The sequence below is a fragment of the Tractidigestivibacter montrealensis genome (assembly GCF_024741235.1).
Lineage (GTDB): Bacteria > Actinomycetota > Coriobacteriia > Coriobacteriales > Atopobiaceae > Tractidigestivibacter > Tractidigestivibacter montrealensis.
Genome location: NZ_JANSKA010000005.1, coordinates 65,580 through 88,145, shown reverse-complemented (window position 1 = coordinate 88,145; position 22,566 = coordinate 65,580). Strand labels below are relative to the sequence as shown.

Annotated in this window: 17 protein-coding genes and 1 tRNA gene; 9 read left to right on the top strand and 9 right to left on the bottom strand. The window is 64.6% G+C overall.

Features of this window, described 5'->3' with window-relative positions:
* Positions 1-3 precede the first annotated feature (3 nt).
* The 9 genes from mrdA to NVS32_RS07915 form a co-directional block, all read right to left on the bottom strand.
* Positions 4-2,037, bottom strand: coding sequence for a penicillin-binding protein 2 (gene mrdA, locus NVS32_RS07955; protein ID WP_258499334.1), 2,034 nt, complete (start codon positions 2,035-2,037; stop codon positions 4-6).
* 9 nt (positions 2,038-2,046) lie between these two features.
* Complete coding sequence (gene mreD / locus NVS32_RS07950; protein WP_258499333.1) at positions 2,047-2,607, bottom strand: rod shape-determining protein MreD; 561 nt, start codon at positions 2,605-2,607, stop codon at positions 2,047-2,049.
* 17 nt (positions 2,608-2,624) lie between these two features.
* Positions 2,625-3,677: a rod shape-determining protein MreC gene (mreC, locus tag NVS32_RS07945; protein WP_258499332.1), complete on the bottom strand. Its 1,053-nt coding sequence runs from the start codon at positions 3,675-3,677 to the stop codon at positions 2,625-2,627.
* Between the two features lie 2 nt (positions 3,678-3,679).
* Complete coding sequence (locus NVS32_RS07940; RefSeq protein WP_032111833.1) at positions 3,680-4,723, bottom strand: rod shape-determining protein; 1,044 nt, start codon at positions 4,721-4,723, stop codon at positions 3,680-3,682.
* A 58-nt stretch (positions 4,724-4,781) separates the two neighbouring features.
* Positions 4,782-6,149: a tetratricopeptide repeat protein gene (locus NVS32_RS07935; RefSeq protein WP_258499331.1), complete on the bottom strand. Its 1,368-nt coding sequence runs from the start codon at positions 6,147-6,149 to the stop codon at positions 4,782-4,784.
* A gap of 33 nt (positions 6,150-6,182) precedes the next feature.
* Positions 6,183-6,677: a peptidylprolyl isomerase gene (locus NVS32_RS07930; protein ID WP_258499330.1), complete on the bottom strand. Its 495-nt coding sequence runs from the start codon at positions 6,675-6,677 to the stop codon at positions 6,183-6,185.
* Positions 6,678-6,808: 131 nt separating this feature from the next.
* On the bottom strand, positions 6,809-7,858 hold the full coding sequence (locus NVS32_RS07925) for a zinc ribbon domain-containing protein (RefSeq protein ID WP_258499329.1): 1,050 nt from the start codon (positions 7,856-7,858) through the stop codon (positions 6,809-6,811).
* Between the two features lie 105 nt (positions 7,859-7,963).
* Entirely contained in the window at positions 7,964-10,660 is a 2,697-nt protein-coding gene (gene acnA, locus NVS32_RS07920) for an aconitate hydratase AcnA (protein ID WP_258499328.1), read from the bottom strand.
* Positions 10,620-13,064, bottom strand: a complete 2,445-nt coding sequence (locus NVS32_RS07915) for an HAD-IC family P-type ATPase (RefSeq protein ID WP_258499327.1) — start codon at positions 13,062-13,064, stop codon at positions 10,620-10,622. Before NVS32_RS07915 ends, acnA begins: the two co-directional genes overlap by 41 nt.
* A 169-nt stretch (positions 13,065-13,233) precedes the next feature.
* Here NVS32_RS07915 and NVS32_RS07910 point away from each other — a divergent pair.
* The 9 genes from NVS32_RS07910 (at position 13,234) to aroQ (ending at position 22,545) form a co-directional block, all read left to right on the top strand.
* Positions 13,234-13,310: transfer RNA gene (locus tag NVS32_RS07910), tRNA-Arg, on the top strand.
* A gap of 187 nt (positions 13,311-13,497) precedes the next feature.
* A complete protein-coding gene (gene aroF / locus NVS32_RS07905) occupies positions 13,498-14,526 on the top strand; it encodes a 3-deoxy-7-phosphoheptulonate synthase (protein ID WP_258499326.1) in 1,029 nt (342 codons plus the stop codon).
* Positions 14,526-15,410 carry a prephenate dehydrogenase gene (locus NVS32_RS07900; protein WP_258499325.1) on the top strand — a complete coding sequence of 295 codons (885 nt, stop codon included), beginning with the start codon at positions 14,526-14,528 and terminating at the stop codon, positions 15,408-15,410. Before aroF ends, NVS32_RS07900 begins: the two co-directional genes overlap by 1 nt.
* Positions 15,407-16,498 carry a 3-dehydroquinate synthase gene (gene aroB, locus NVS32_RS07895; RefSeq protein WP_258499324.1) on the top strand — a complete coding sequence of 364 codons (1,092 nt, stop codon included), beginning with the start codon at positions 15,407-15,409 and terminating at the stop codon, positions 16,496-16,498. The genes NVS32_RS07900 and aroB overlap by 4 nt, the downstream gene beginning before the upstream one ends.
* A gap of 3 nt (positions 16,499-16,501) precedes the next feature.
* On the top strand, positions 16,502-17,812 hold the full coding sequence (gene aroA, locus NVS32_RS07890) for a 3-phosphoshikimate 1-carboxyvinyltransferase (protein WP_258499323.1): 1,311 nt from the start codon (positions 16,502-16,504) through the stop codon (positions 17,810-17,812).
* Positions 17,813-17,814: 2 nt separating this feature from the next.
* Positions 17,815-18,930, top strand: a complete 1,116-nt coding sequence (gene aroC / locus NVS32_RS07885) for a chorismate synthase (protein WP_258499322.1) — start codon at positions 17,815-17,817, stop codon at positions 18,928-18,930.
* Positions 18,931-18,975: 45 nt separating this feature from the next.
* Positions 18,976-20,124: a bifunctional chorismate mutase/prephenate dehydratase gene (locus NVS32_RS07880; RefSeq protein WP_258499321.1), complete on the top strand. Its 1,149-nt coding sequence runs from the start codon at positions 18,976-18,978 to the stop codon at positions 20,122-20,124.
* Complete coding sequence (locus tag NVS32_RS07875) at positions 20,125-21,423, top strand: shikimate kinase (protein WP_258499320.1); 1,299 nt, start codon at positions 20,125-20,127, stop codon at positions 21,421-21,423.
* Between the two features lie 186 nt (positions 21,424-21,609).
* Complete coding sequence (gene aroQ / locus NVS32_RS07870) at positions 21,610-22,545, top strand: type II 3-dehydroquinate dehydratase (RefSeq protein ID WP_258499319.1); 936 nt, start codon at positions 21,610-21,612, stop codon at positions 22,543-22,545.
* Positions 22,546-22,566: the final 21 nt, after the last annotated feature.

Here is a 22,566-nt window from a genome sequence, read left to right as displayed (position 1 = left end):
CTCCTACCGGTCGACGTTGGTCGTGTCGTAGGAGACGTCATCAGGCTGCCCATAGATGGCACCGATGATGTCACGGACCACGTACATGGCCGACGAGGCACCCGAGAGGACGCGGTCCATGTTTGCGCCAACCGCGTACTTGGGGTTCTCGGCGGGCACGAAGGCCATGAACCAGCCTACGGGCTCGCCCACGGAGGTCTGCTCTGCCGTGCCGGTCTTGCCACGGACGGCAACGTCGAGGTTGGTCCAGTGGGCCGTCTGGGTGGGGGACTCCTGGTAGACCACGCCGGAGAGGCCCTCGTCGACGATGTCGAGGTTTGCCGAGTCCTCGTCGGTGTTGATGATGACCTCCGGGTTGTAATCGATGACGGTACCCGAGCCCGTGGCGCTCTTCACGCTCTTCAGAACGTGCGGCTTGTAGATGGGCCCCCTGTTGGCGATGCCCGCATAGGCATCGACCATCTGCATGCACGTAACGAGAAGGTCGCCCTGGCCAATGGCAAGGTTGCAGTTGTCGCCGCCCTGCCATGTGCGCTGCTGTTCCGTGGCGCTCGACCAGTAGTTCCACTTCCACTCGGCATCGGGCACGCGGCCCTCCGCCTCGCTGGGGAGGTCTATGCCCGTGAGTGAGCCAAGGCCGAACTTCTTGAAGGTGTCCTGCATGCCCTCTGGGTTGTCCTTATCGTAGAAAAAGCCCTTGCCAATCTCGTAGAAGACGACGTCGCAGGAGTAGGTGATGCCTGTGACGAGGTTCACCTCACCGTGGCCAGAGGTCCACCAGCACTTCATGCCGTAATCCTTGCCAAAGCCGGTCCACCAGCCGGTGCAGTACCACGAGGAGCTGGCGGTGGCGATGCCGTAGCTCAGTGCGGCGAGGGTGGTGAGCGACTTGATGATCGAGCCAGAGGGATACTGGCCGGAGATGGCGCGGTTCATGAGCGGGAAGTGCGCGTCCTCGGACTGCAGCGCCTCCCAGTCGCTGGTCGAGATGCCGCCCACGAAGATGCTTGGGCTGTAGGTGGGATAGCTTGCCATGGCAATGACCTCGCCGTTTGTGCAGTCAATGGCGATGGCGCAGGCACCCGTGGCAGAGTAGCCTGCCTTCTGCTGGTACTCGGCAACCTTGACGATGGACTCCTCTGCCGCCTTCTGGACGTCCATGTCAAGCGTGAGCACCACGTCGGAGCCACTCCGTGGCTCGACGTACGTGGAGTAATCAAGCACGTTGCCGTCAGCGTCAACGTAGACGGTCTGCTCGCCGGCAACACCCTGTAACACGCTCTCGTACTGGAGCTCAACACCCGACTGCCCCACGGTGTCGCCAGAGCTGTAGTGCACGGCGCCCTCGTCGGAGGAGTCTGTGGCGTTGAGCTGGTCCGAGGTCACGGTGCCGGTGTATCCCACCACGTGCGCGGCAAGAGAGCCATAGGGATAGGACCGCTGGGTCCTCTCTGCCACCGAGACGCCCGAGAAGACGGTGGGGTGCTCCCCCAGGAACGCCACGACGCGACGCGACACGTCTACTGCCACGGAGCGCATGCTCTGGGCACCTGCCGAGGAGTCCTCTACCTTGCGCTTGACAGCAAGGGCAGGCATGCCAATGAGATTGCCTATGAGTGTAAGCTCGATGTCGTCATTGGCAACGTCCGCCTCGGCAAGAACCGTGAGACTCGAGCGGTTGGTGACGATCTCCTTGCCGTTGCGGTCCAGGATGCGCCCGCGCGGAGCCGGAACCGAGACGGTCCGCGTGCGGTTTGACTCGGCCTGCTGGGCGTACTCGTCAGAAGACAGCAGCTGCATTGACCAGAGCTTGCCCAGGAGGACGGCAAAGATTCCGCCAGTAACGGCGGCCTGCCCCACAAGACGCCCCTGCGTGGTTGTCTCTGCCGACGTGTCGGACCCGCCCGAGGCCTTGGGACCGTTGCCCCCAATGTCAAACTTGAAATTGGTCTCGGAACGTCCAAAGACAAGGAACACGGCGATAAGTGCCGCCGCCACCGCAACGCAGACGATGATGATAATAACCGTGAAGCTCATGATGCGACCCTAGAGGCCCCTGGTGCTGAGGTGCGAACCGCCGCGGCGCCGGCCACCCATCGAGAGGTTGGGCCCGCCACCCGTGGAACGCGAGTAGATCCAGGCAAAGGGCAGGAAGGCGATGATGGTGAGAAACGCCGTGGGAAGCGTGCGCAGGATAATCACATCGAGGAACGACGAGGATTGCCCCACCATGAGCATGGCAAGGTGGTAGACGAGAGACACCACGAGCGTGGCGATGGAGAACTCGGCGACGCTCGCGCCAAACTCTCCTGCCATGCGGTTTCTCCCCTCCTGGCCCATCACGTAGGCCGCGGCAGCGCAAAGTCCCGCCATGAGCCCAACTGGCCCGGTGGTCGAGAGGTCAAAGAACAGCCCTGCGAAGAAGCCCGCAAGGACGCCCTTCCTCCCGCCCACGTTAAAGGCAACGCAGACAGTGAAGATGAGGGCAAAGTTGGCGCGCCCGTTGCCGAGCCCGATGTTGGGTGCAAGCGCAAGCTGCAACACGGCGCACGCAATGGCGAGGACGAGCGTGCCCCGCCGGTCCCTGTTCTTGTCGGCCACCTGCATGGCGAGCCCTCCCCTCCCTAGTTTCTCATAGACGTGGTCGACGTTGAAGTCGACGACGTGGTTGACGTGCCCGTGGTGGAATTGCTATTGGCGCTGCCAGAGCCGGTGGCAGTGGAGTCCGTGCTGGAGTCGGTGTCCGTGGAGTCGGTCGTGCTCGCAGAGGTCTCCTGAGCGTCAGCTGCGGCCACGTCCTCCGAGGTCGCGACCTGCGAATCCGTGAGCGAGGTTATGACGAGGGCCTCCTCGGCATTCTCGGTATGGGCGTACGGCTCGACCACGATCGTGTAGTACATGGAGCCGGGGTTCTTCTCGACGCTTGTGACCTTGCCCAGCGGAAGACCCTTGGGGAAGACGCCGCCCAATCCGCTCGTGACAACGATGTCTCCCACCTCGACCGTCTGATCGGTGCGAATCATGTCAAGGCTCACTTCACCTGCGGCAGAGCCGTTGAGCATGCCTTGCGCCCGACTCGACTGGACCATGGCAGAGATGCTCGAGGACTCGTCGTCCACGAGCAGGACCGTAGAGGAGGTGGCGCCGCACTCGACAATCTGGCCAATGACGCCGGAGGACGAGGTCACCGGCATGCCCACGGATAGGCCCGAGCTGGTGCCCTTGTCGATGGTAACGGTAGATGACCACGAGTCACTAGAGCCGGAAATGATGTGGGCAGCAGTCGACTGCAGATTGTAGGTACTCTGAAGATCGAGAAGCCCCTGCAGACGAGTAGCCGTCTGCTCTGCCTCCTCAAGCTCAGCATTCCTGCTGCGCAGCTGGTCGTTCTCTTCCTGGAGCTCCGAAAGCGTGGCCTGGTCCGCCGTAAGGTTGGAGAAGATGTTTCCCAGCCCCTGGAAGGGCATGGAGATGACAGACCCCACAAGCCGTACCGGCGTGGTAATGGTCTGGAAGCCACCGCGAACGGCAGCGAGCGGGCCATCATCCCCCGTGCGCACGCCCACGGTGAAGAGCACTACAGAGACGATGAGGCACACGACGAGCTCGCGCCCGCCCGTGCCCTGGTTGTTGTTTCCCAGCCCCGCCGATGGGGCTCGGTTTCCTCCGAGCGGCACCCTTACTGGCCCGTACTCTGGACAAAGCCGCCGGAGAGCGCATTGGCCTCGAGAACCTTGGCGCAACCGGTGACGACGTTTTCGAGGGCAGTGGGGCTCACGTTGACGGGCACGCCAGTCTCCTCGCGAAGGCGCTGGTCAAGACCGCGGAGAAGGCCGCCGCCACCCGTGAGCAGGATGCCGTAGAACATGAGGTCTGAGGCAAGGTCGGGCGGTGTCACGTCGAGAGCGTCCTTGACGGCCTTCGTGACCTCGTCGAGCGGGCGATCCAGGGCACGACGAATCTCCTCGCTCTCGATGCGGACCGTCTTGGGCAAGCCGCTCATGACGTCTCGGCCGTTGACCTCGACGTCTAGCTCCTCTGCAAGGGGTGCCGCCGAACCTACCTTGATCTTGATGTCCTCGGCCGTTCGCTCGCCAATGGATAGGTTGTAGGCATCGCGGACGTGCTCGAGAATGGTCTGGTCAAACTCGTCGCCCGCGGTGCGGATTGACTGGGAGACAACGATGCCACCCATGGAGATGACGGCCACCTCCGTGGTGCCACCGCCAATGTCAACGACCATCGAGCCCGTTGGGTCCTCAATGGGAAGGTCGGCGCCAATGGCGGCTGCCATGGGCTCCTCGATGAGGTAGGCCTGGCGTGCACCGGCCTGAATGGTTGCCTCGAAGACGGCGCGCTTCTCGACGGACGTGACGCCCGAGGGAACGCAGACGACAACGCGGGGTCGTGGCGACCAGGGATAGCGCCGCTCGCGAGCCTTCTCTATGAAGTACCTGAGCATGACCTCAGTAACGTCGAAGTCTGCGATGACGCCGTCCTTGAGGGGGCGCTCTGCGATGATGGAGCCAGGCGTGCGGCCAATCATGCGCTTGGCGTCTGCGCCAACGGCAAGGACGCGGCTCTCGCTCTTGTCGATGGCGACGACCGAGGGCTCGTTAATGACGATGCCCTGGCCCCTTACGGCCACGAGCGTGTTGGCGGTACCCAGGTCGATAGCAAGGTCGCCGCCATATTCGCCGAACAGTGAGTCGAAGATCGACATAGCTTCCTTATCCCGTCTGCGCACCGTACGGTGCGCACGTTACGTGCCGCGAGGGGCCCTAGCCCTGCGACGCGGTTCCCGTAGTGGTCGTGGTGGTCCCGGTCGAAGACGTGGTGCCTGCCGTAGTGGAAGTAGTAGCGGCAGAGGTAGAGGCGGCATCGCTCGTGACGTTTGTCACCTTCCAGGAGATGCCGTCACGCACCAGGGAGATGGTATAGGCCTGGGTGTCCCCCGTGGGAAGTGCCGCGGTGACCGTAGCGGTAGACTCGGTGGTGCTCCTGTCGACCTCGGTTGACTTGATGGTCGCGCCCGTGGGCACCGTGGACTCGATGGTCGCAGCGTCAGAGGCGGGCACAGAGGCGGCAATGAAGCTACCCAGGTCCTCACCGGAGGTCTTTGCGTCAAAGAGCTGCTCGATCACTGCCTCCTGCGTGGGCCAGCCATAGCCGCGGTAGTAGGCATATCCAGCGGCGCCAAGAGCCACCACGAGGATGACGAGAATGGCGATGAAGACCTTGAGGCCGCGGTGGTTGTGCTTGCGGCGAATCTTGCGCTCCTTCTTGTCCTGCTCGACAAGGTCCTCCTCAGAGACCGAGAAGAAGCCGGTGTCGTCGGCGGAAGGCATGAGCTCGCCAGAGGCACCCGTGGGATCGAGCGGGTCGTATCCCCCACCGTAGCCCGCGGCGGCGAGAAGGGCGTCGGTGTCTGAGGGACGCTTCTTGCCGGCAATGGCAGCCATGGCCTTGCGCGCGGCATCGTAGGAGGCCTGCGCCTCTGGCGAGAGCACAAGCGTGCCGTCTGCCGTGGCGTGGTCGAAGGCGTCGACCGCCTCGGACATGCGGTTGGCGGCAACGTAGGCAAGGCCAAGGTCGCAATAGACCTGGTTCTGGCTCTGAAGGGGCGCCGAGAAGTCGAGAGCCGTGCGGTATGCCTCGACGGCATCGACGGGACGGCCGAGCTGCATGAAGCAACCGCCGAGGTCGCACAGGGCAGAGGACGGGTTGGGATTGGACTCGTCGATGGCCGCGTTCCTGTAGGCGATACCAGCGTTGCGGGGGTCCCCCAGGCGCTCGTAGGCAGTGCCCAGGGCCATGTGGGCCTTGTACGGGGTGGCATAGGAGGTGTCGCTCAGCGCCTGCGTGAGTGCCGTAACGGCCTCGGAGGGATGCCCGGCGGCAAGAAGCGCGCGACCACGGTTGCATGAGAGCGGTCCAACCTTGCCGTACGTGGTGTCCCGCAGCGCGCTCTCGTATGCAGCGGCAGCGGCCTCGTACTGTCCAAGCTTCATGTAGCAGTTACCAACGAGGTGGTCGACAGGGCCAGAGACCTCGCCCGCGCTCTTGGCCTGGGAGAGCCTGTCGACTGCCGTGAGCCAGTCGCCCTGCTGATAGGCGGCCTTGCCCGCCTCGTATGCCTGTTGATTCACGTGAGACCCCCTCGCTTCGACATCGGCGAAACGCTACGCACGGTGTTCGATCGTAATCGAGTTGATGACGTCGCCCTTGCGCAGGGCGGCAATGGTGTCGAGACCCTCGATGGTTTGCCCGAACACGGTGTAACCCTTGTCCAGGAAGTGCTGCGGGCCAAGGCAGAAGTAGAACTGGGAGCCAGCGGAGTTGGGGTCAGACGCACGGGCCATGGCAAGCGCGCCGTCCTCGTGGCTGTTGTGGGGGTTGGTGGTGTACTCCTCATGGATGCAGTACCCCGGACCTCCGGTTCCGTTGCCCGAGGGGTCACCGCCCTGGATGACAAAACCGGGCTCGTAGCGGTGGAAGGTGAGACCGTCGTAGAAGCCCTTCTCTGCAAGCTCGCAGAAGTTGGCCACGTGAATGGGGGCGCCCTCGCCGTCGAGGCGCACCACTATGGTGCCCTTGCTGGTGTCAAAGACCGCGACCTCGTCGCCCTTCACCTTATATGCCGGCGTGTAGAGCGGCTTAGAACCAAAGAGACCCATGTCCCCTCCAAAGAGTCAAGCTCACTACGTCGCGTAGACGTCGAGAGAATAGTGGCAATCTTCCATCCCTACGATAGTACCAGCAAGCAACGGCCTGCACGCAATCGCCAGACGCCACAGATCGCCGCTGCCTACTGCTCCGCAGGCTTCCACGCGTCGTAATTCTCGTCAAAGAGCGTCTTGTAGCTGTCCTTGCCGGAGGAGTAGCCGATCTTCTCGAGCGGTGCCAAGATCTTCTTCTCCGTAGTCATAGTGACCGAAAGCTTCCAAGCCTCGCAGATGGCATCAGAGCGGTTGCGCAGCCAATTTCCCAACGTTGTCATGTTGGAGATGTCATCAGCGTAGGTGCCATCGGAGTCATCGAGCGAGGCAATGTCATCGATGAGGTTCGAGAGCTCGATGGCGGTCTGGTCGGCGGTGGCCTTCCCGGACTCGCGATCAGACTTGCTACCGCTCACCCCCGTGGACGTAAGGTCAGCCACGCTCTGATCAAGCTGGTCCGCATAGGTGCCGAGCTTGTCGTAGTCGTCGCTTATGGACTGGTAGACAGACTTTGTGCCGGTGTCAGAGCCGGAGTCCGAGCTAGAGTCCGAGCTGTCGCTCGACGAGTCGGACGACGTGGCAGTGGAGCCGTCCTGGCCGCTGAGGGCAGAGATGTAGCCAGGATAGCCTGCCATCGACGTGTCGGCATCCGTCTGTGCGTGCGTGATGTAGAGATTGGGGTCCCACGGATGCGTGATCCAGAGGGCCATGCCTCCTGCCAGCGCCAGCGCAGCCCCTGCGGCAACCATGAGCACCCGCGTGCGGGGCATACGGTCATGGCGCACCGTAGCAGACTCCGGGCCGGGCTCGGAGGGAATGGCACTCTCGATACGCGGCATGGCGCGCGTGGCGTCCGCGCCGCCCTCGTCCACGTCTTCCCCATCGGCAGCAACCGGCCCCTCGATGGTAGGTATGCCCAGGTCGCGCACGGCCTGCCCGCTCTTGGAGCGAGCCGGTGCGCCAACGGGGGCGCCGCACTTGGGGCAGGAGTGCGCGTCGGGCGGAACCAAGGCCCCGCACGTGGGACACCATGCGACCTTGGTCACGGGGATCCTCTGCGTAAGACCAAGGTCATAGTGGCAAGACGGGCACACGACGGCACCCGTAGGCACCTCCGCACCGCAGTTTGGACACCTCATGCAAATCCCTCCCGTCTGTCTCTTACCCAGCGAAGCGAATCCAGCCGCACATTCTCGCCGTTCCGCCCGCCGCGCACAATACCATCAAGCAAGCTCTCACAAGGCCTATGAAATCTCGTCCAGAACGTAAGGCAGTATGCCGCCCTTCGCGAGGAAACGTCCCTCCATGGGTGTGTCGACGCGCACGACACAGTCAAAGGTGACCGCCGTCCCATCAGGCCGCGTGGCCTTGACCTCGACCTCGCGCGGGCTGGGAAGCCCCTCTGCCAGGCTCACCGGAGCAATATCGAAGGTCTCCTCGCCCGTAAGGCCCAGCGTGGCGGCGTTCTGGCCCTCCTTGAACTGCAGCGGGAGCACCCCCATCTGCACCAGGTTGGAGCGGTGGATGCGCTCGAAGCTCTCTGCGATGACGGCACGAACCCCAAGGAGCAGCGGGCCCTTGCCCGCCCAGTCGCGGCTCGAGCCAGAGCCGTAGAGCTTGCCCGCAACCACCACCAGGGGCACGTCATGCTTGGCATAGTCAACGGAGGCATCGTAGATGCTCTTGACCTCGCCGTCGACAAAGTCTCGGGTCCAACCTCCCACGCGGCCATCTGCCAGCGCATTCTTTAGCTTGACGTTGGCAAAGGTACCGCGTGCCATGACCTCGTGGTTGCCCCTGCGGCTGCCGTAGGTGTTGAAGTCCTGCTGAGCCACGCCGTGCTCGGTGAGGTAGCGCGCCGCCGGCGAGTCTGGGGCAATGGCGCCTGCGGGCGAGATGTGGTCCGTGGTCACAAAGTCGCCGAGGAGTGCCAGGGCACGAGCGCCTGAAACCTCGACGGTCTCTCGCTGTCGCGCGATGTCGAAGTAAGGCGCGCGACGAACGTAGGTGGACGACTCGTCCCATGGAAAGGTCGAGGAGGACGAGGACTCGATGGCCTGCCAGGACGCTGAACCCTCCTTGAGCGACCCCTGAGCGTCGGCGAAGAGCGACGGCGTGAGGACGTGCGAGAGGACCTCGGCAACCTCGGCGTCGGAGGGCACCAGGTCTGTGAGCATCACGGGCTCGCCGTTGGCACCCGTGCCCACGGGCTCCGTGGCAAGGTCGACGTCCATTGTGCCCACGAGCGAGTAGGCAACCACGTAGGCGGGCTGGCAGAGGTAATTCTGGCTCACGTAGGGCGAGATGCGGCCCTCGAAGTTGCGGTTGCCTGAGAGGACACTCGTGAGCTCCATCTTGTCTGCGCGCTCACGGAGCGCCGGGTGGATGTCGCCGGAGTTGCCAATGCAGCTCATGCAGCCAAAGCCGCAGGTAAAGAAGCCGAGCTTGGCAAGGGGTGTTGTGAGGCCTGCGCGCTCGAGCAGCAGCTGCGTGGCGTGACTGCCAGGGGCGAGGATCTTCTTCACCCAGGGCTTGGGCGCAAGGCCGCGCTCGACGGCGCGCTTGGCAAGAAGGCCGGCGGCAACCATCATGGCCGGGTCGGTCGCGGTGGTGCAGCTGGTGATGGCGGCAATGGCAAGTGCGCCGTGATGCAGGTCGTAGGTATTATCGCCGCACGTGACCGAGAAAGCCTGGGAGAGGTCCCCATGGCCGTTCTTCTCGGCACTCCGCTCGAAGCGCTCCCGCAGGCCAGCAATGGTCACGCGGTCGTGCGGGCGCGAGGGGCCGGCAAGGCTCGGCTCGACGGTGGAAAGGTCGAGCGTGACGGTACGGGCGTAGATGCGGCCAGACGTTGCGCCAAAGGTGCCCTGACGCTCTAGGTATGCCTGGGCAAACGCCACGTCATCGGCGTTGCGACCGGTGAGCCTGAGGTAGTCCAGGGTCTTCTCGTCCACCGGGAAGAGCGTGGTGGTGGCGCCATACTCCGGGGTCATGTTGGCGACGCAGGAACGCTGCGTGGCGCTAAGCGTTTCCACGCCCTCACCCGTCACCTCGACGAGGCAACCAACGACGCCGGCGGCGCGCATGAGCTGCGCCACCGTGAGTGCCAGGTCCATGCCAGAGACGCCGTCACGAAGGGCGCCGGTGAGCCTGAGCTCCACCGCAGGCGGAACAAGCATCGAGATGGGCTGGCCAAGCGCCGCAGCCTCGGCCTCGATGCCGCCTACGCCCCAGCCCATGACGCCCACCCCGTTTGCCGTGGTGGTGTGGGAGTCGGTGCCCACGAGCGTGTCGAAGCAGGCAACGGGCTCGTCAAGCTTCGAGAGCGCATCGGTGGTCACCACGCGGCAGAAGCGCTCGATGTTGAGCTGGTGGCAGATGCCGCCTCCGGGCGGAACGATTTGAACGTTTTCGAAGGACTCGCTCGCCCACTTGAGGAAGGCAAAGCGCTCGTGGTTGCGCTTGGCCTCAAGCTCCTGGTTCTTCTCGCATGCATCCTTCTCGCCTGCGACGTCTGCGATGACCGAGTGGTCAACAACGAGCGTGCAGGGGATGTGCGGGTTCACGCGAGCGGGGTCCCCGCCGCGAGCCACCATGGCGTCGCGCATAGAGGCAAAGTCGACAAAGACGGGCACGCCGGTGAAGTCCTGGAAAAGGACGCGCGCGGGCATGAACTCGATCTCGGTGCCCTGCTTGCCTGCAAGGCCGGCTTCGACCACGGCTTGGGCCTGACGCGCGGCGACATCGTCCGTTGCAGAACGGCGTACGACGTTTTCGAGAAGCTCTACCAGAGCACGGGGCAGGCGACTTGCGCCGGGGATGCCGGAGACGTCAAAGACAAGTGCGTCTCTTCCACCCGCAGAGATACGGACGGGATGGCGAGCAGCGAGGACGGCGTCCCTAAACTCCCTGGTGCTTGGCGTTCCTTCTGTGAGCGACATGGGTCTCCTCCAGTCTGTCCGCAAGGCGGGCAATGCCCCCACCAGAATTGGCAAGGGCTATCGAGCGGTTGAAGAGCGTATCGAACAGGACGCACGAGAGCGCGCCCGTGACGATGACCAAGACACACATACTAAGCGTGAGGGGAGCCACCATGAAGAAGGCGCCAAAGACCGTACACCCGACGGCAACAATCGCCGCAACCGTTATGAGAAGAGCGGTGCGAAGCGGGGTCAGGGGCTGAGAGATGCGCCAGATAAGACGGATGCCCACGATTGCAACGAGCAGCATGCAGACGGTCGAGGTCTCGGCAAAGTCCATGGGCATGATGCGCTCGGCGGCAAGCGCCACCACAAGCGCCACCGTGATGCCAGCCGACGCGGGGAGCGAACGCGCCAGCACATGTCCAAGGAAGCCGCCGCTCACGCGGTCGTGGTTTGGCTCCAGCGCAAGGACAAACGACGGGATGCCAATGATGGCAGACGAGATGAGCGACATCTGTATGGGGATGAAGGGGTATGGCGGAAAGAAGATGCAGACGAGGGCGAGCAGCGCCGTATAGACGGTTTTCACGAGGAAGAGCGAGGCGGAGCGCTGGAGGTTGTTGATCGAGCGGCGCCCCTCGGCCACGACCTCCGGCATGTGTGAGAAGTCGTTGTCCGCAAGGACGATCTCCGAGACGTTGCGCGCCGCGGCAGAGCCAGACGCAACCGAGATAGAGCAGTCCGCCTCGCGCAGCGCGAGCACGTCATTCACGCCGTCGCCCGTCATGGCAACCACATGGCCGTCCGCGCGGAGGGCCCGCACGAGCGCGCGCTTCTGTTCGGGCGTCACCCGGCCAAAGACGTGGTAGCGGCGAGCAGCGGCAGCGAGGTCCGCCTCGGTCTTGAGCGTCGTTGCGTCAACGGCCTGCTCCGCATGGGGAACGCCCGCCCTTGCCGCGATGGCTGAGACGGTCGCCGGATCGTCACCAGAGATGACGCGCAGGTCGACGCCCTGCTCGATGAAGTAGCGTATGGTCTGTGGGGCCGTGGCGCGAAGCTCGTCCTGAATGCCAACCACGCCGAGAAGCGCGGCCTCGCCAAGGGGTGCACCCTCGCCGTCGAAGCCCGCGACCTCGCAGACGACAAGAACGCGCTCGCAGGGGTCGAAGCCGGCTGCAAGGTCCGCCGCCTGGGCCACGCCCTTCTCGTCCAGCACAAAGCGAGCGGCACCCAGGACAATGGCTTGGCCTCCCGCCGTCACGCAGCCAGAGCACTTGCGCCGGGAGTTGAAGGGAACCACGCGCAGCGGCGCCCCTCCCCTCTCGACGCCCGCCTTGTGAGCGTGGGCGAGAAGTGCCTGGGCAGTGTCGTTGGCGTCCCCCTCGGACGCGCGGACGACCTCTGCCAGGGCCCGGTCGACCTCGCCCACCGTATGGCCGGAAGCCGGTTTGACGTGCGAGACCTCCATGCGACCCGTGGTGATGGTGCCCGTCTTGTCTAGGCACAGCGTGTCCACGCGCGCAAGCGTCTCCACGCAGTAGGTCTGCTGCACGAGGACCTTGCGCGAGGCCAGGCGCGTAGTGGCAATGGCAAGGATGCTCGATGTGAGAAGCACCAGGCCCTGCGGAATCATGCCCACCACGGCGGCAACAGCCGAGAGGATGGCGTCGTCGAGCGTGGCGCCGTCCATGAAGAGCGTGCGCAGGAAGAGGCCAATACCAAGCGGGAAGAGCGCATAGGTGCCCAGCCGAATGATTGCCCTCAGCGAGTCGAGAATCTGGGAGCGCACGGGCTTCACGTACTTGGCCTCGGCGTTGATGCGCGCGGCATAGCCATCCTGCCCCACCTTGGTCACGCGGGCGAGAAGGTCACCAGAGTCAATGAAGCTGCCGCTTAGAAGCGTGTCGCCGGGTCCCTTTGGAACGGGGCGGCTCTCGCCCGTGAGGAGGGACTCGTCCATGTGGACCTGACCCCTGAGCACCACGGAGTCTGCGGGGACCTGCTCGCCATGCGCCAGGAGAATGCAGTCGTCGAGCACCAGCTCCGAGGGAAGCAGCTCCACCATCTGGCCGTAGCGCATCACGCGGACGCGCTTCTCGGTTAGGATCGAGAGCCTGTCGACCATGCGCTTGGCACGGATCTCCTGGAAGACGCCGATGACCAGGTTGCAGATCACCACGCCCATGAAGAGCAGGTTTCGCCACTGGCCCGTGATAGCCACGAGAACCGCCATGCCAACGTTGACGCCGTTGAAGAGGGTAAACGTGTGCTCGGCCAGAATCCGGCGCACGGATTTTGTTTTGACGTCGGTGTTGGCGTTGGTCTTCCCGGCGGCGACGCGCTCCTCGACCTCGGCGGAAGAGAGACCCTCGACGTTTGTCTTGGGCTTGTCCCCGGTGGCAGGTGTGGTGTTACGCGTCATGGTCTCCCCTCGCTTAGGCTGCCGCAGGGCAGCGGGTGCCGAATGTCCATTGTATGCGAGCGGCCCAAACGGGCGCGGATCGACTTGGGTGTTGTGGGCGAGTCGTGACGATGTCAATCCGCGGTGACGGTAGCCAAGTTGGGACGTTTGCCTATAATCAAAGGCCGTTGGCCCCGTAGCTCAGTGGATTAGAGCGTTCGCCTCCGGAGCGAAAGGTCGTGGGTTCGAACCCCACCGGGGTCACCAGGTGCATACGCAGCCCAGGGCGCTTTTCGTCCTGGGCTTTCTTTTTGCCTGAGGGGCCGAGCAATAGTTCGCCTTTGTTAACGCCGCAGGCACAAGCCCTGCAAAGGGACTCCTCCGTGGTAGCATTCCAATCCCTATGCGACAAGACGGCCGCTGCCCACACGCGGCCTCGGAAAGGCATGCCACCATGATTGCAGTAGTTAAAGAGACGGCCACCCAAGACCAGCTTGACCACTTCGTCAAGTGGATCGAAGGACGCGGCTTCAAGACCAACGTGTCCCAGGGCGACAACGAAACCATCGTCGGCATCATTGGCGACACCACCCAGATTGACCCCTTCCTCCTCGAGTCGATGGACATCATCGAACGCGTCCAGCGCGTCTCGGAGCCCTTCAAGAAGGCCAACCGCAAGTTCCACCCCGAGGATACGGTGGTTGACTGCGGCCACGGCGTGAAGATCGGCGGCGGCAACTTCCAGGTCATCGCCGGCCCCTGCTCCGTGGAAGGCAAGAACCTCTTCGAAATAGCGCGTGCCGTCAAGGCCTCCGGGGCAACCATGCTCCGCGGCGGCGCCTACAAGCCCCGTACCAGCCCGTACTCCTATCAGGGCATGGGCGAGAGGGGCCTCGACCTTCTCGCCGAGGCGTCCGCCGAGCTTGACATGCCCATCGTGACCGAGGTCATGGACCCGCGCGACGTCCAGCTCTTCCTCGACAAGGGCATCGACGTCATGCAGATTGGCGCCCGCAACGCCCAGAACTTCCCCCTGCTCCGCGAGGTGGGCAAGACCCAGGTGCCAGTGCTTCTCAAGCGCGGCCTCTCCGAGACCATCGACGAGCTCCTCATGGGCGCCGAGTACATCATGAGCGAGGGCAACCCCAACGTAATCCTGTGCGAGCGCGGCATCCGCACGTTCGAGACGCGCACGAGAAACACCTTTGACGTGAACGCAATCCCCGTCCTGCACCACCTCTCCCACCTGCCGGTTGTTGGCGACCCCAGCCACGCCACGGGCTACACCCGCTACGTGCGGTCGGCGGCATACGCCGCAACGGCCGCGGGCGCAGACGGCCTTGAGATCGAGGTCCACGACAACCCCAGCGAGGCCTGGTCCGACGGAGCCCAGGCGCTCACCCCGGCCCAGTTCGACGACGCCATGCGCCGCATCCGCCTCATCCGCGAGGCTGTGAACGCACCCGTCGAGGAGGCAAAGTGATGGCCGAGAATAACCAGCGCTCCGGTTCCTCCACCTTTGTCCCCGACCGCGTGGGCGTCGTTGGCCTGGGCCTCATGGGCGGCTCGTTTGCCAAGGCCCTCGCGGCAGCGGGGCGCGAGGTGTACGGCTGGAACCGCACGCATTCCGTCACCGAGATGGCAGAGATTGAGACCATCGCCGGCGAGCTCACCGACGAGACGATTCCCACCTGCGAGCTCATCATCCTTGCGGGCTACCCTCAGGTGAGCATCGACTGGCTGGGCGAGATGGCACACCTTATCTCTCCGGGTGCCATCGTCATCGACACCGTAGGCGTCAAGCGCATCATCTGCGAGCGCTGCGGCAAGATATCCGAGGGACAGCCCTGGACCTTCGTTGGCTGCCACCCCATGGCGGGTACCCAGTACTCCGGTTTCGCGCACGCCCGCGCGAACATGTTCCACAACGCGCCCATGGTCGTGGTGCCCCCTCAGATGGACGACTTCGAGCGCGTGGCAATCCTGGAGCGCCTGAAGCACCTGCTCGAACCCTGCGGCTTTGGCTCGTTCACGCTCTCCACGGCCGAGAACCATGACCGCATGATTGCCTACACCTCGCAGCTCGCGCACGTGGTTTCCAATGCCTACGTCAAGAGCCCCACGGCACAGGAGCATAAGGGCTTCTCGGCCGGCTCGTACAAGGACCTCACGCGTGTGGCGCGCCTCAACGCCCCCATGTGGACCGAACTCTTCCTTGACAACGCCGACAACCTCTCGCGCGAGGTAGGTACCATCATCGAGAATCTCCAGGCTTACAAGGACGCCATCGACGCCCGCGATGCCGAGAAACTCCAGACGCTACTCGCGGAGGGCGACCGCCTCAAGAGGGAGGCCGAGGCCCGATGAGTGAGACCCACGTCATTCCCGTACACACGCCCTCCCGCTCGTACGAGGTCCACGTTGGCCGCGGACTTCTCGGTTCAGCGGGCTCTCTTGTCGCAAAGGCATGCCCCAAGGTCACGCATGTTGCCCTCGTCTCGGACTCAAACGTGGCGCCGCTCTACGCGAAGCCAGTCGAGGAGTCACTTGGGGCAGCGGGCATTGCGGTCTCGGCCATCGCCTTCCCCGCGGGCGAGGAGCACAAGCGCCTCTCGACTTTGGGAGACATCCTCGAGCGCATGGCGCAGGCGGGCCTCACGCGCTCAGATGCCGTCGTTGCCGTGGGCGGAGGCGTCACGGGTGACATGGCCGGCCTTGCCGCAGCCCTGTACCAGCGTGGCATTCAGGTAGTCCAGGTTCCCACGTCGCTCCTCGCGATGGTCGACTCGTCCGTGGGCGGCAAGACTGCCGTGGACCTGGAGGCCGGCAAGAACCTTGCCGGCGCCTTCCTGCAGCCATTGCTTGTCGTTGCCGACATCGACTGCCTGGCCACCGTCTCGCACGAGTTGCTGCGCGACTCGTGCGGCGAGATGATCAAGCACGGCGTGCTTGCAGATGAGAAGCTCTTCGACATGCTGCGCAAGGACCCCGTGTGCGCGCCCGGCTTTGACCCCGACAAGCTCGTGGGCATCGTTGCAAGAAACGTCGAGATCAAGCGCGACGTGGTCGACGCAGACGAGCAGGAACACGAAAGGCGCCAGACGCTTAACCTGGGGCACACCATCGGCCACGCCATCGAGGCGGCAAGCGACTTCAGGCTGGGGCACGGGAGCTGCGTCGCGGCAGGCCTCTGCTGCGTTGCACGCGCCTCAGCACGCCTTGGCTGGTGCGCGCAGGACGTCGCAGACCGCATCGTTTCCTGCGTCGAAGCCTACGGCCTTCCCACCAACACGAACATCGACCATGACACGCTTCTCGAGTACGCGTCGCGCGACAAGAAGCGCCGCGCAGATTTCGTGACCCTCGTGGTGCCCACGCGCATCGGCGCAGTCGAGCTCCGCAGGGTCTCGCTCGAGGAGCTCCGCCACGTGATCGACCTCGGCTGCGGGGAGTAGCGCATGGACGTGACCATCCACCCGGCACCGCTCCTTGGCACCATACCCGTTATCGCCTCGAAGTCCATGGCGCACAGGCTGCTCATCATGGCGGCGCTCTGCCCTGGGACCACGGACATAAACTGCAACGCGACGTCCAGGGACATCGATGCCACCGTTAGCTGCCTGGAGGCGCTCGGCGCGCGCATCGCACGCACGCGCCTTGGCTTTAGGGTGAATCCGCTTCCCGGCACAAGCGCCACGGACAACATCCGTCAGGCCACGCCGGGGGCACGCCTTGACTGCGGCGAGTCTGGCTCGACACTCCGCTTTATGCTGCCAATCGTTGCCGCGCTTGGCCGCGGGGGCAGCCTCGATGGTCACGGCCGCCTAGCGGAGAGGCCGCTCTCGCCCCTCTATGAGGAGCTCGTCTGCCATGGCGTCACGCTCTCCACGCGCGGAAGGCTTCCCCTCGAGGTCTCGGGCACGCTCCTGTCGGGCCGCTTCTCAATCCCCGGAAACGTCTCGTCCCAGTTCGTGAGCGGACTCCTCATGGCGGCGCCGCTCCTCTCGGCACCCTGCGAGATCGTGGTCACGGAGCCCGTGGAGTCGCGCTCCTACATCCGCCTCACCATTCGAGCGCTTGCCGAGTTTGGCGTCGACGTGGGCGTCACGCACGAGACCGTGGACGGTGACCGCGCAACTGTCCTCTCGGTCTCGCCTGCCCGCGGCGCCGCCTCGCCGGGCACCGTAACGGTCGAGGGCGACTGGTCGAACGCCGCCTTCTGGCTTGCGGCAGGTGCCGTTGCCGGGGGCGTCTCGGTGAGCGGGCTTGACCTTGCGAGCGCCCAGGGCGACCGTGCGATCATGGCCTGCGCCGCCGCGTTTGGCGCCCGCGTTGGTCGCTCCGGCAACGTTGCCTCCACTGCCCCCGACGCGCTGCGCGGCCGCACCATCGACGTGCGAGACACGCCGGACCTCGTGCCACCGCTTGCCGCCATCGCCGCAAACGCCATGGGCACCACGGTCATCGCCAACGCCGGTCGCCTTCGTCTCAAGGAGTCAGACCGTCTGAAGACCGTGCGAGAGGCCCTCTCGGCCATGGGTGCCAGTGTCGACGAGGAGCCAGACGCCCTTGTCATCCACGGCACAGGACCACTTTCCGGAGGCGTTGTTGATACGGCGAACGACCATCGCATCGCCATGATGGCCGCCATTGCCGGCGCCAACGCAACAGGTCCCACAACCATCCGCGGCGCCGAGTGCGTCGCCAAGTCGTACCCACGCTTCTTCGAGGACTTCCGAGCCCTCGGAGGCATTGCAGAGAAAGGCTAGAGATGCCCTCGAGCTTTGGCCAGACGCTTCGCGTCACCGTGTTTGGACAGTCACACTCCCCCGCCATTGGCTGCGTAGTCGAGGGCCTGCCCTCGGGCATCGTTGTTGACCAGGATGCCCTTGCCACGTTCATGGCCCGCCGGGCCCCCGGCCAGGGGAGCTGGACCACGCCCCGCCGCGAGGAGGACCGCCCCCGCATCGTGAGCGGCCTGAACGTCCATGGCGCTACCTGCGGAGCACCCCTCGCCGCCGTGATCGAGAACACCAACACGCGCTCGGGCGACTATGCCAACCTCCTCAAGGTGCCGCGTCCCGGCCACGCAGACCTCACCGCATGGGTGAAGTGGCACGGCAACCAGGACGTCCCGGGCGGCGGGCACTTCTCTGGCCGTCTCACCGCGCCCCTGTGCGTGGCGGGTGGAATCGCCCTTCAGGTGCTTGCGGCACGCGGAGTACGCATTGGCGCCCACCTGCTCTCCGTTGCCAACGTCCAGGACGAGCGCTTCGATGCCCTCGACAACTCCCCCGCAGCCCAGGCGCACCTGGCCGAGCAGCTCGACACGCTCTCGGCTGGCCCGCGCTACCCCACAATCGACGCGGATGCCGGCACGCGCATGCTCGCCGCCATCGACGAAGCCCGCCGCAGCCTTGACTCCGTTGGCGGCGTCATCGAGTGCGTTGCCTGCGGCATGCCTGCCGGAGCAGGCTCGCCCATGTTCGACGGCATCGAGAACATGCTTGCCCGGGCCGCGTTTGGCATCCCCGCCGTCAAGGGCATCGAGTTCGGACGCGGCTTTGAGGTGGCCCGCCTCCATGGCAGCGAGAACAACGACCCCTACGAGATGCGCGACGGCGTCCCCACGCCCAAGACCAACAATGCAGGCGGCATCCTTGGCGGCATCACCACCGGTGCGCCCGTGCTCTTTAGAATCGCCATGAAGCCAACCTCGTCCATCGCGCGCGAGCAGGATTCCGTCGACCTCGAGAGCGGCACCAACGCCAAGCTCAGCGTGCACGGTCGCCACGACCCGTGCGTGGCCACGCGTGCCGTGCCCGTTGCCGAGGCCGTCTGCGCCCTCGTGCTTCTCGACGCCCTGCTCAGCTATCCAGCCGAGTAGCCGCCGAACCCATTGCCCTACCACATCGAACCGGAGATACGCACCATGGAAGACCTCTCGGACATCCGTCATGAGATCGATGACATAGACAATGCCATCCTCGACCTGTTCCAGAAACGCATGGACTGCGCGGAGCGCGTGGCCGCCTACAAGCGCACCAACAACCTCCCCGTCCTCGACCGCTCGCGCGAGCGCGCACATATGGCGGCGCTCGCGGACAAGGCTCCCGAGGACCTGAGAACCTACACCGAGGTCCTGTTCCAGCTCCTCATGGAGGCCTCGCGAGCCCGCCAGGGCAAGCGCCTGGCGGCGGAGCATGCTCCCAAGGCGCTTGCAGCCATCGACCAGGCATGCGAGACGACCGCAGACCTCTTCCCCCGCGAGGCCTACGTCGCCTGCCAGGGCGTAGAGGGCGCATACTCCCAGTTTGCGGCCGACCGCATCTTCAAGCACCCGCTCATCTCGTACTTCGAGTCCTTCGAGGGGGTGTTCCGCGCCGTCGAGACGGACTTCTCGCGCTACGGCGTCCTGCCCATCGAGAACTCCACGGCTGGCTCGGTGAACAAGGTCTACGACCTCATGATGCAGCACGACTTCCACATCGTGCGCACCACGCGCGTGAAGATTGACCACAACCTCCTTGCCAAGCCCGGCACCACGGTCGAGCAGATCCACGACGTCTACAGCCACGAGCAGGCAATTAACCAGTGTGCCGGGTTCATAGAGCGCATGGGGCTCACGCCCCACGTGGTCGAGAACACGGCCATGGCGGCCAAGAGCGTGGCCGACAGCGACCGCACGGACGTGGCGGCCCTCTCGAGCCGCGCATGCGCCCAGCTCTACGGCCTTGACGTGCTCATGCGCGATGTCCAGGACCGAGACGACAACTACACGCGCTTTGCCTGCATCTCCAAGCAACTCGAGATCTACCCCGGCGCCGACCGCACCTCGCTCATGATCGTGGTGAACCACCGGCCCGGCACGCTCTTCAAGGCGCTCGCGAAGTTCTATGCGCTCGACATCAACATCATCAAGCTCGAGAGCCGCCCCATCCCCGGTCGCGACTTCGAGTTCATGTTCTACTTCGACGTGGAGTGCCCCGTCACGGCGCCAGAGTTCCGCACCCTCATGGCAACCATCGGCGACGCCTGCGAGGAGTGCCGCTACCTTGGCAGCTACTCGGAGGTACTCTAGATGGTCAGCACGCCTGCACAGCAGCCACAGACCGCAACGGCACCCTTTGGCCTTCTCGGCAGAAAGCTCGGCCACAGCTGGTCTCCACGCATCCACACCACCCTGGGGAGCGTCCCCTACGAGCTCTTCGAGCACGAGCCCGAGGAAGTTGAGCCGTTCATCCGCGAGGGTGCCTGGCGCGGCATCAACGTGACCATTCCCTACAAGCGAGACGCCGCTCGCCTTGCTGACGAGCGCTCCCCTCGCGTTGAGCGCCTGGGCGCCGCCAACACCCTCGTGCGCCGCCCGGACGGCACGATCTTTGCCGAGAACACCGACGTCCTGGGCTTCTCGCTCATGCTCCAGCGCTTCTGCGAGCGCAGGCTAAAGACGACCGAGCAGGCGCTTCTCGCAGGCAAGCCCGCCCTCGTGCTGGGAAGCGGCGGCGCCAGCGCGGCCGTCCAGGCTGCCCTCGAGGACGCGGGGGCGCGAGTCTCCGTCATCTCGCGATCGGGAGAGGACACGTACCAGACGCTGGTGGAGCGCCACGCGGATGCGGTTCTCGTGGTCAATGCGACACCCGTGGGGATGTATCCAAACTGCCCCGCGACGCCTGTGCCCGAGAAGGACCTCGCTCAGCTCAAGAACCTCGCCGGCGTGCTCGACGTGATCTACAACCCAACGCGCACGGGCATCGTGCTTGCGGCGGAGCGCCTGGGCATTCCCGCCGAGACGGGCCTATCCATGCTGGTCGCGCAGGCGCTGCGATCCAGCGAGCTCTTCCAAGGCCGCGAGCTGGACGTCTCCCTCGTGGATCAGATCGAGGCCCAGATTCTCTCCGAGACGGGCAACGTCATCCTCATAGGCATGCCGGGCTGCGGAAAGACCACCACCGGCAAGCGACTGGCACGCATGCTCGGCAGGCCCTTCGTCGACATCGATGACGCCATCGAGGCAAGCACGGGCGAGAGCGCCGCGCACATCATAAACACCAAGGGCGAGCAGGAGTTCAGGCGTGTCGAGTCCAAGGTCACGGGCGAGTACGGCGCGCGTTCGGGGCTTGTAGTGGCTTGTGGTGGCGGCGTGGTCACCGTGCCAGCCAACTACGACCTCCTCCACCAAAACGGCACCATCGTCTTCATCGACCGACCCATCGCAGAGCTCGAGACCATAGGGAGGCCCGTCTCTGCCGCCAAGGGCGTGGAGACGCTCGCACGGGAACGCATGGATGCCTATCGCGGCTGGTCAGACGTCACGATTGCCTCGATGGGGTCTCCTGCCGGAAACGCCCGCGCGATAAGGGACCAGCTTGGCCTCTAGAGCAACTCGCAACGTCAGCCGAAAATGGGCAACGTCTACGGAGTCATGACCAACCAAACACCGTGACGTGCCTGCGATAGCCCTATACTCTGCTCAACACATTTAAACAAGTGGGGCAGCGATGGAAGACCTTGGGGAGAAGGCCTTTTTGAGCAGTGCGCCGCAGGAAGAAAGGGTTTGGCGCAAATGGCAAAGACGGATGTCGCCGAGCAGGTCCTCGACGCCCTTGGTGGCAAGGACAACGTAAAGGCGAACGACATCTGCATGACGAGGCTCAGGATTCTCACCGAGGAACCAGACCTTATCGACCTCAACAGGCTCCGCTCCATCAAGGGCGTCCTTGGCACCGTGCGTCGCGGCTCAAACGGTGTCGAGATCGTCTTTGGCCCTGGCTCCATCAACGAGGTCAGCAATGACATCGTGCGGCTTACCGGCATCGAGCCCAGCTACTCCGCCTTCCGTGGCTCCTCCTCTGCCCCAGAGGACTCCATCAGCGTGCAGATCAACGGTCACGCGCCCATCCCCAAGGCGGTGCGCGCGGCTGTTGCCGCAAAGAAAACGCTGGCCTCAGCACACGTCGATACCCCCGCAAACGACGATGACGACGCGGATGACATGGAGGAGCTGGCCTCGCTCCTCGAGGCAACGGATGCCGGCAGCACCTACCGCCTCCTAGTGGTAAACGGTCCCAACATCAACATGCTCGGCGTGCGCGAGCCCAAGATCTACGGCCGCAAGACCTATGCCGACCTCGTGCGCCTTTGCCGTACGGCCGCCCGTGAAGCGGGCTTTGCGGAGTGCCGCTGCTTCCAGTCCAACCACGAGGGGGACCTCGTCGACGTGATCCAGGCCGCCTACGGCGAGTTCGACGGCATTGTCATCAACCCCGCCGCCTACACGCACACCTCGGTGGCGCTGCTCGACGCGCTCAAGTCCGTAGCGCTCCCCACGATAGAGGTCCACATCTCGAAGGTTGACGAGCGCGAGGACTTCCGGCAGGTCTCCTACGTGCGTGCGGCGTGCTTCGAGACCATCGTGGGCATGGGACTCGACGGGTACCGCAAGGCAATCAAGGACATGGCCGCCTGCCTCCACGAGCACAAGGGTGCCGAGAAGGCCTAGCAAAAAGCGTCAGCATACGGC

What these genes read in the sequence shown, in the direction of transcription:
- mrdA (WP_258499334.1), bottom strand. Translation starts at nt 2,037, where the DNA reads ATGAGCTTCACGGTTATTATCATCATCGTCTGCGTTGCGGTGGCGGCG.
- mreD (WP_258499333.1), bottom strand. Translation starts at nt 2,607, where the DNA reads ATGCAGGTGGCCGACAAGAACAGGGACCGGCGGGGCACGCTCGTCCTC.
- NVS32_RS07940 (WP_032111833.1), bottom strand. Translation starts at nt 4,723, where the DNA reads ATGTCGATCTTCGACTCACTGTTCGGCGAATATGGCGGCGACCTTGCT.
- NVS32_RS07930 (WP_258499330.1), bottom strand. Translation starts at nt 6,677, where the DNA reads ATGGGTCTCTTTGGTTCTAAGCCGCTCTACACGCCGGCATATAAGGTG.
- NVS32_RS07925 (WP_258499329.1), bottom strand. Translation starts at nt 7,858, where the DNA reads ATGAGGTGTCCAAACTGCGGTGCGGAGGTGCCTACGGGTGCCGTCGTG.
- acnA (WP_258499328.1), bottom strand. Translation starts at nt 10,660, where the DNA reads ATGTCGCTCACAGAAGGAACGCCAAGCACCAGGGAGTTTAGGGACGCC.
- NVS32_RS07915 (WP_258499327.1), bottom strand. Translation starts at nt 13,064, where the DNA reads ATGACGCGTAACACCACACCTGCCACCGGGGACAAGCCCAAGACAAAC.
- aroF (WP_258499326.1), top strand. Translation starts at nt 13,498, where the DNA reads ATGATTGCAGTAGTTAAAGAGACGGCCACCCAAGACCAGCTTGACCAC.
- NVS32_RS07900 (WP_258499325.1), top strand. Translation starts at nt 14,526, where the DNA reads ATGGCCGAGAATAACCAGCGCTCCGGTTCCTCCACCTTTGTCCCCGAC.
- aroB (WP_258499324.1), top strand. Translation starts at nt 15,407, where the DNA reads ATGAGTGAGACCCACGTCATTCCCGTACACACGCCCTCCCGCTCGTAC.
- aroA (WP_258499323.1), top strand. Translation starts at nt 16,502, where the DNA reads ATGGACGTGACCATCCACCCGGCACCGCTCCTTGGCACCATACCCGTT.
- aroC (WP_258499322.1), top strand. Translation starts at nt 17,815, where the DNA reads ATGCCCTCGAGCTTTGGCCAGACGCTTCGCGTCACCGTGTTTGGACAG.
- NVS32_RS07880 (WP_258499321.1), top strand. Translation starts at nt 18,976, where the DNA reads ATGGAAGACCTCTCGGACATCCGTCATGAGATCGATGACATAGACAAT.
- NVS32_RS07875 (WP_258499320.1), top strand. Translation starts at nt 20,125, where the DNA reads ATGGTCAGCACGCCTGCACAGCAGCCACAGACCGCAACGGCACCCTTT.
- aroQ (WP_258499319.1), top strand. Translation starts at nt 21,610, where the DNA reads ATGGCAAAGACGGATGTCGCCGAGCAGGTCCTCGACGCCCTTGGTGGC.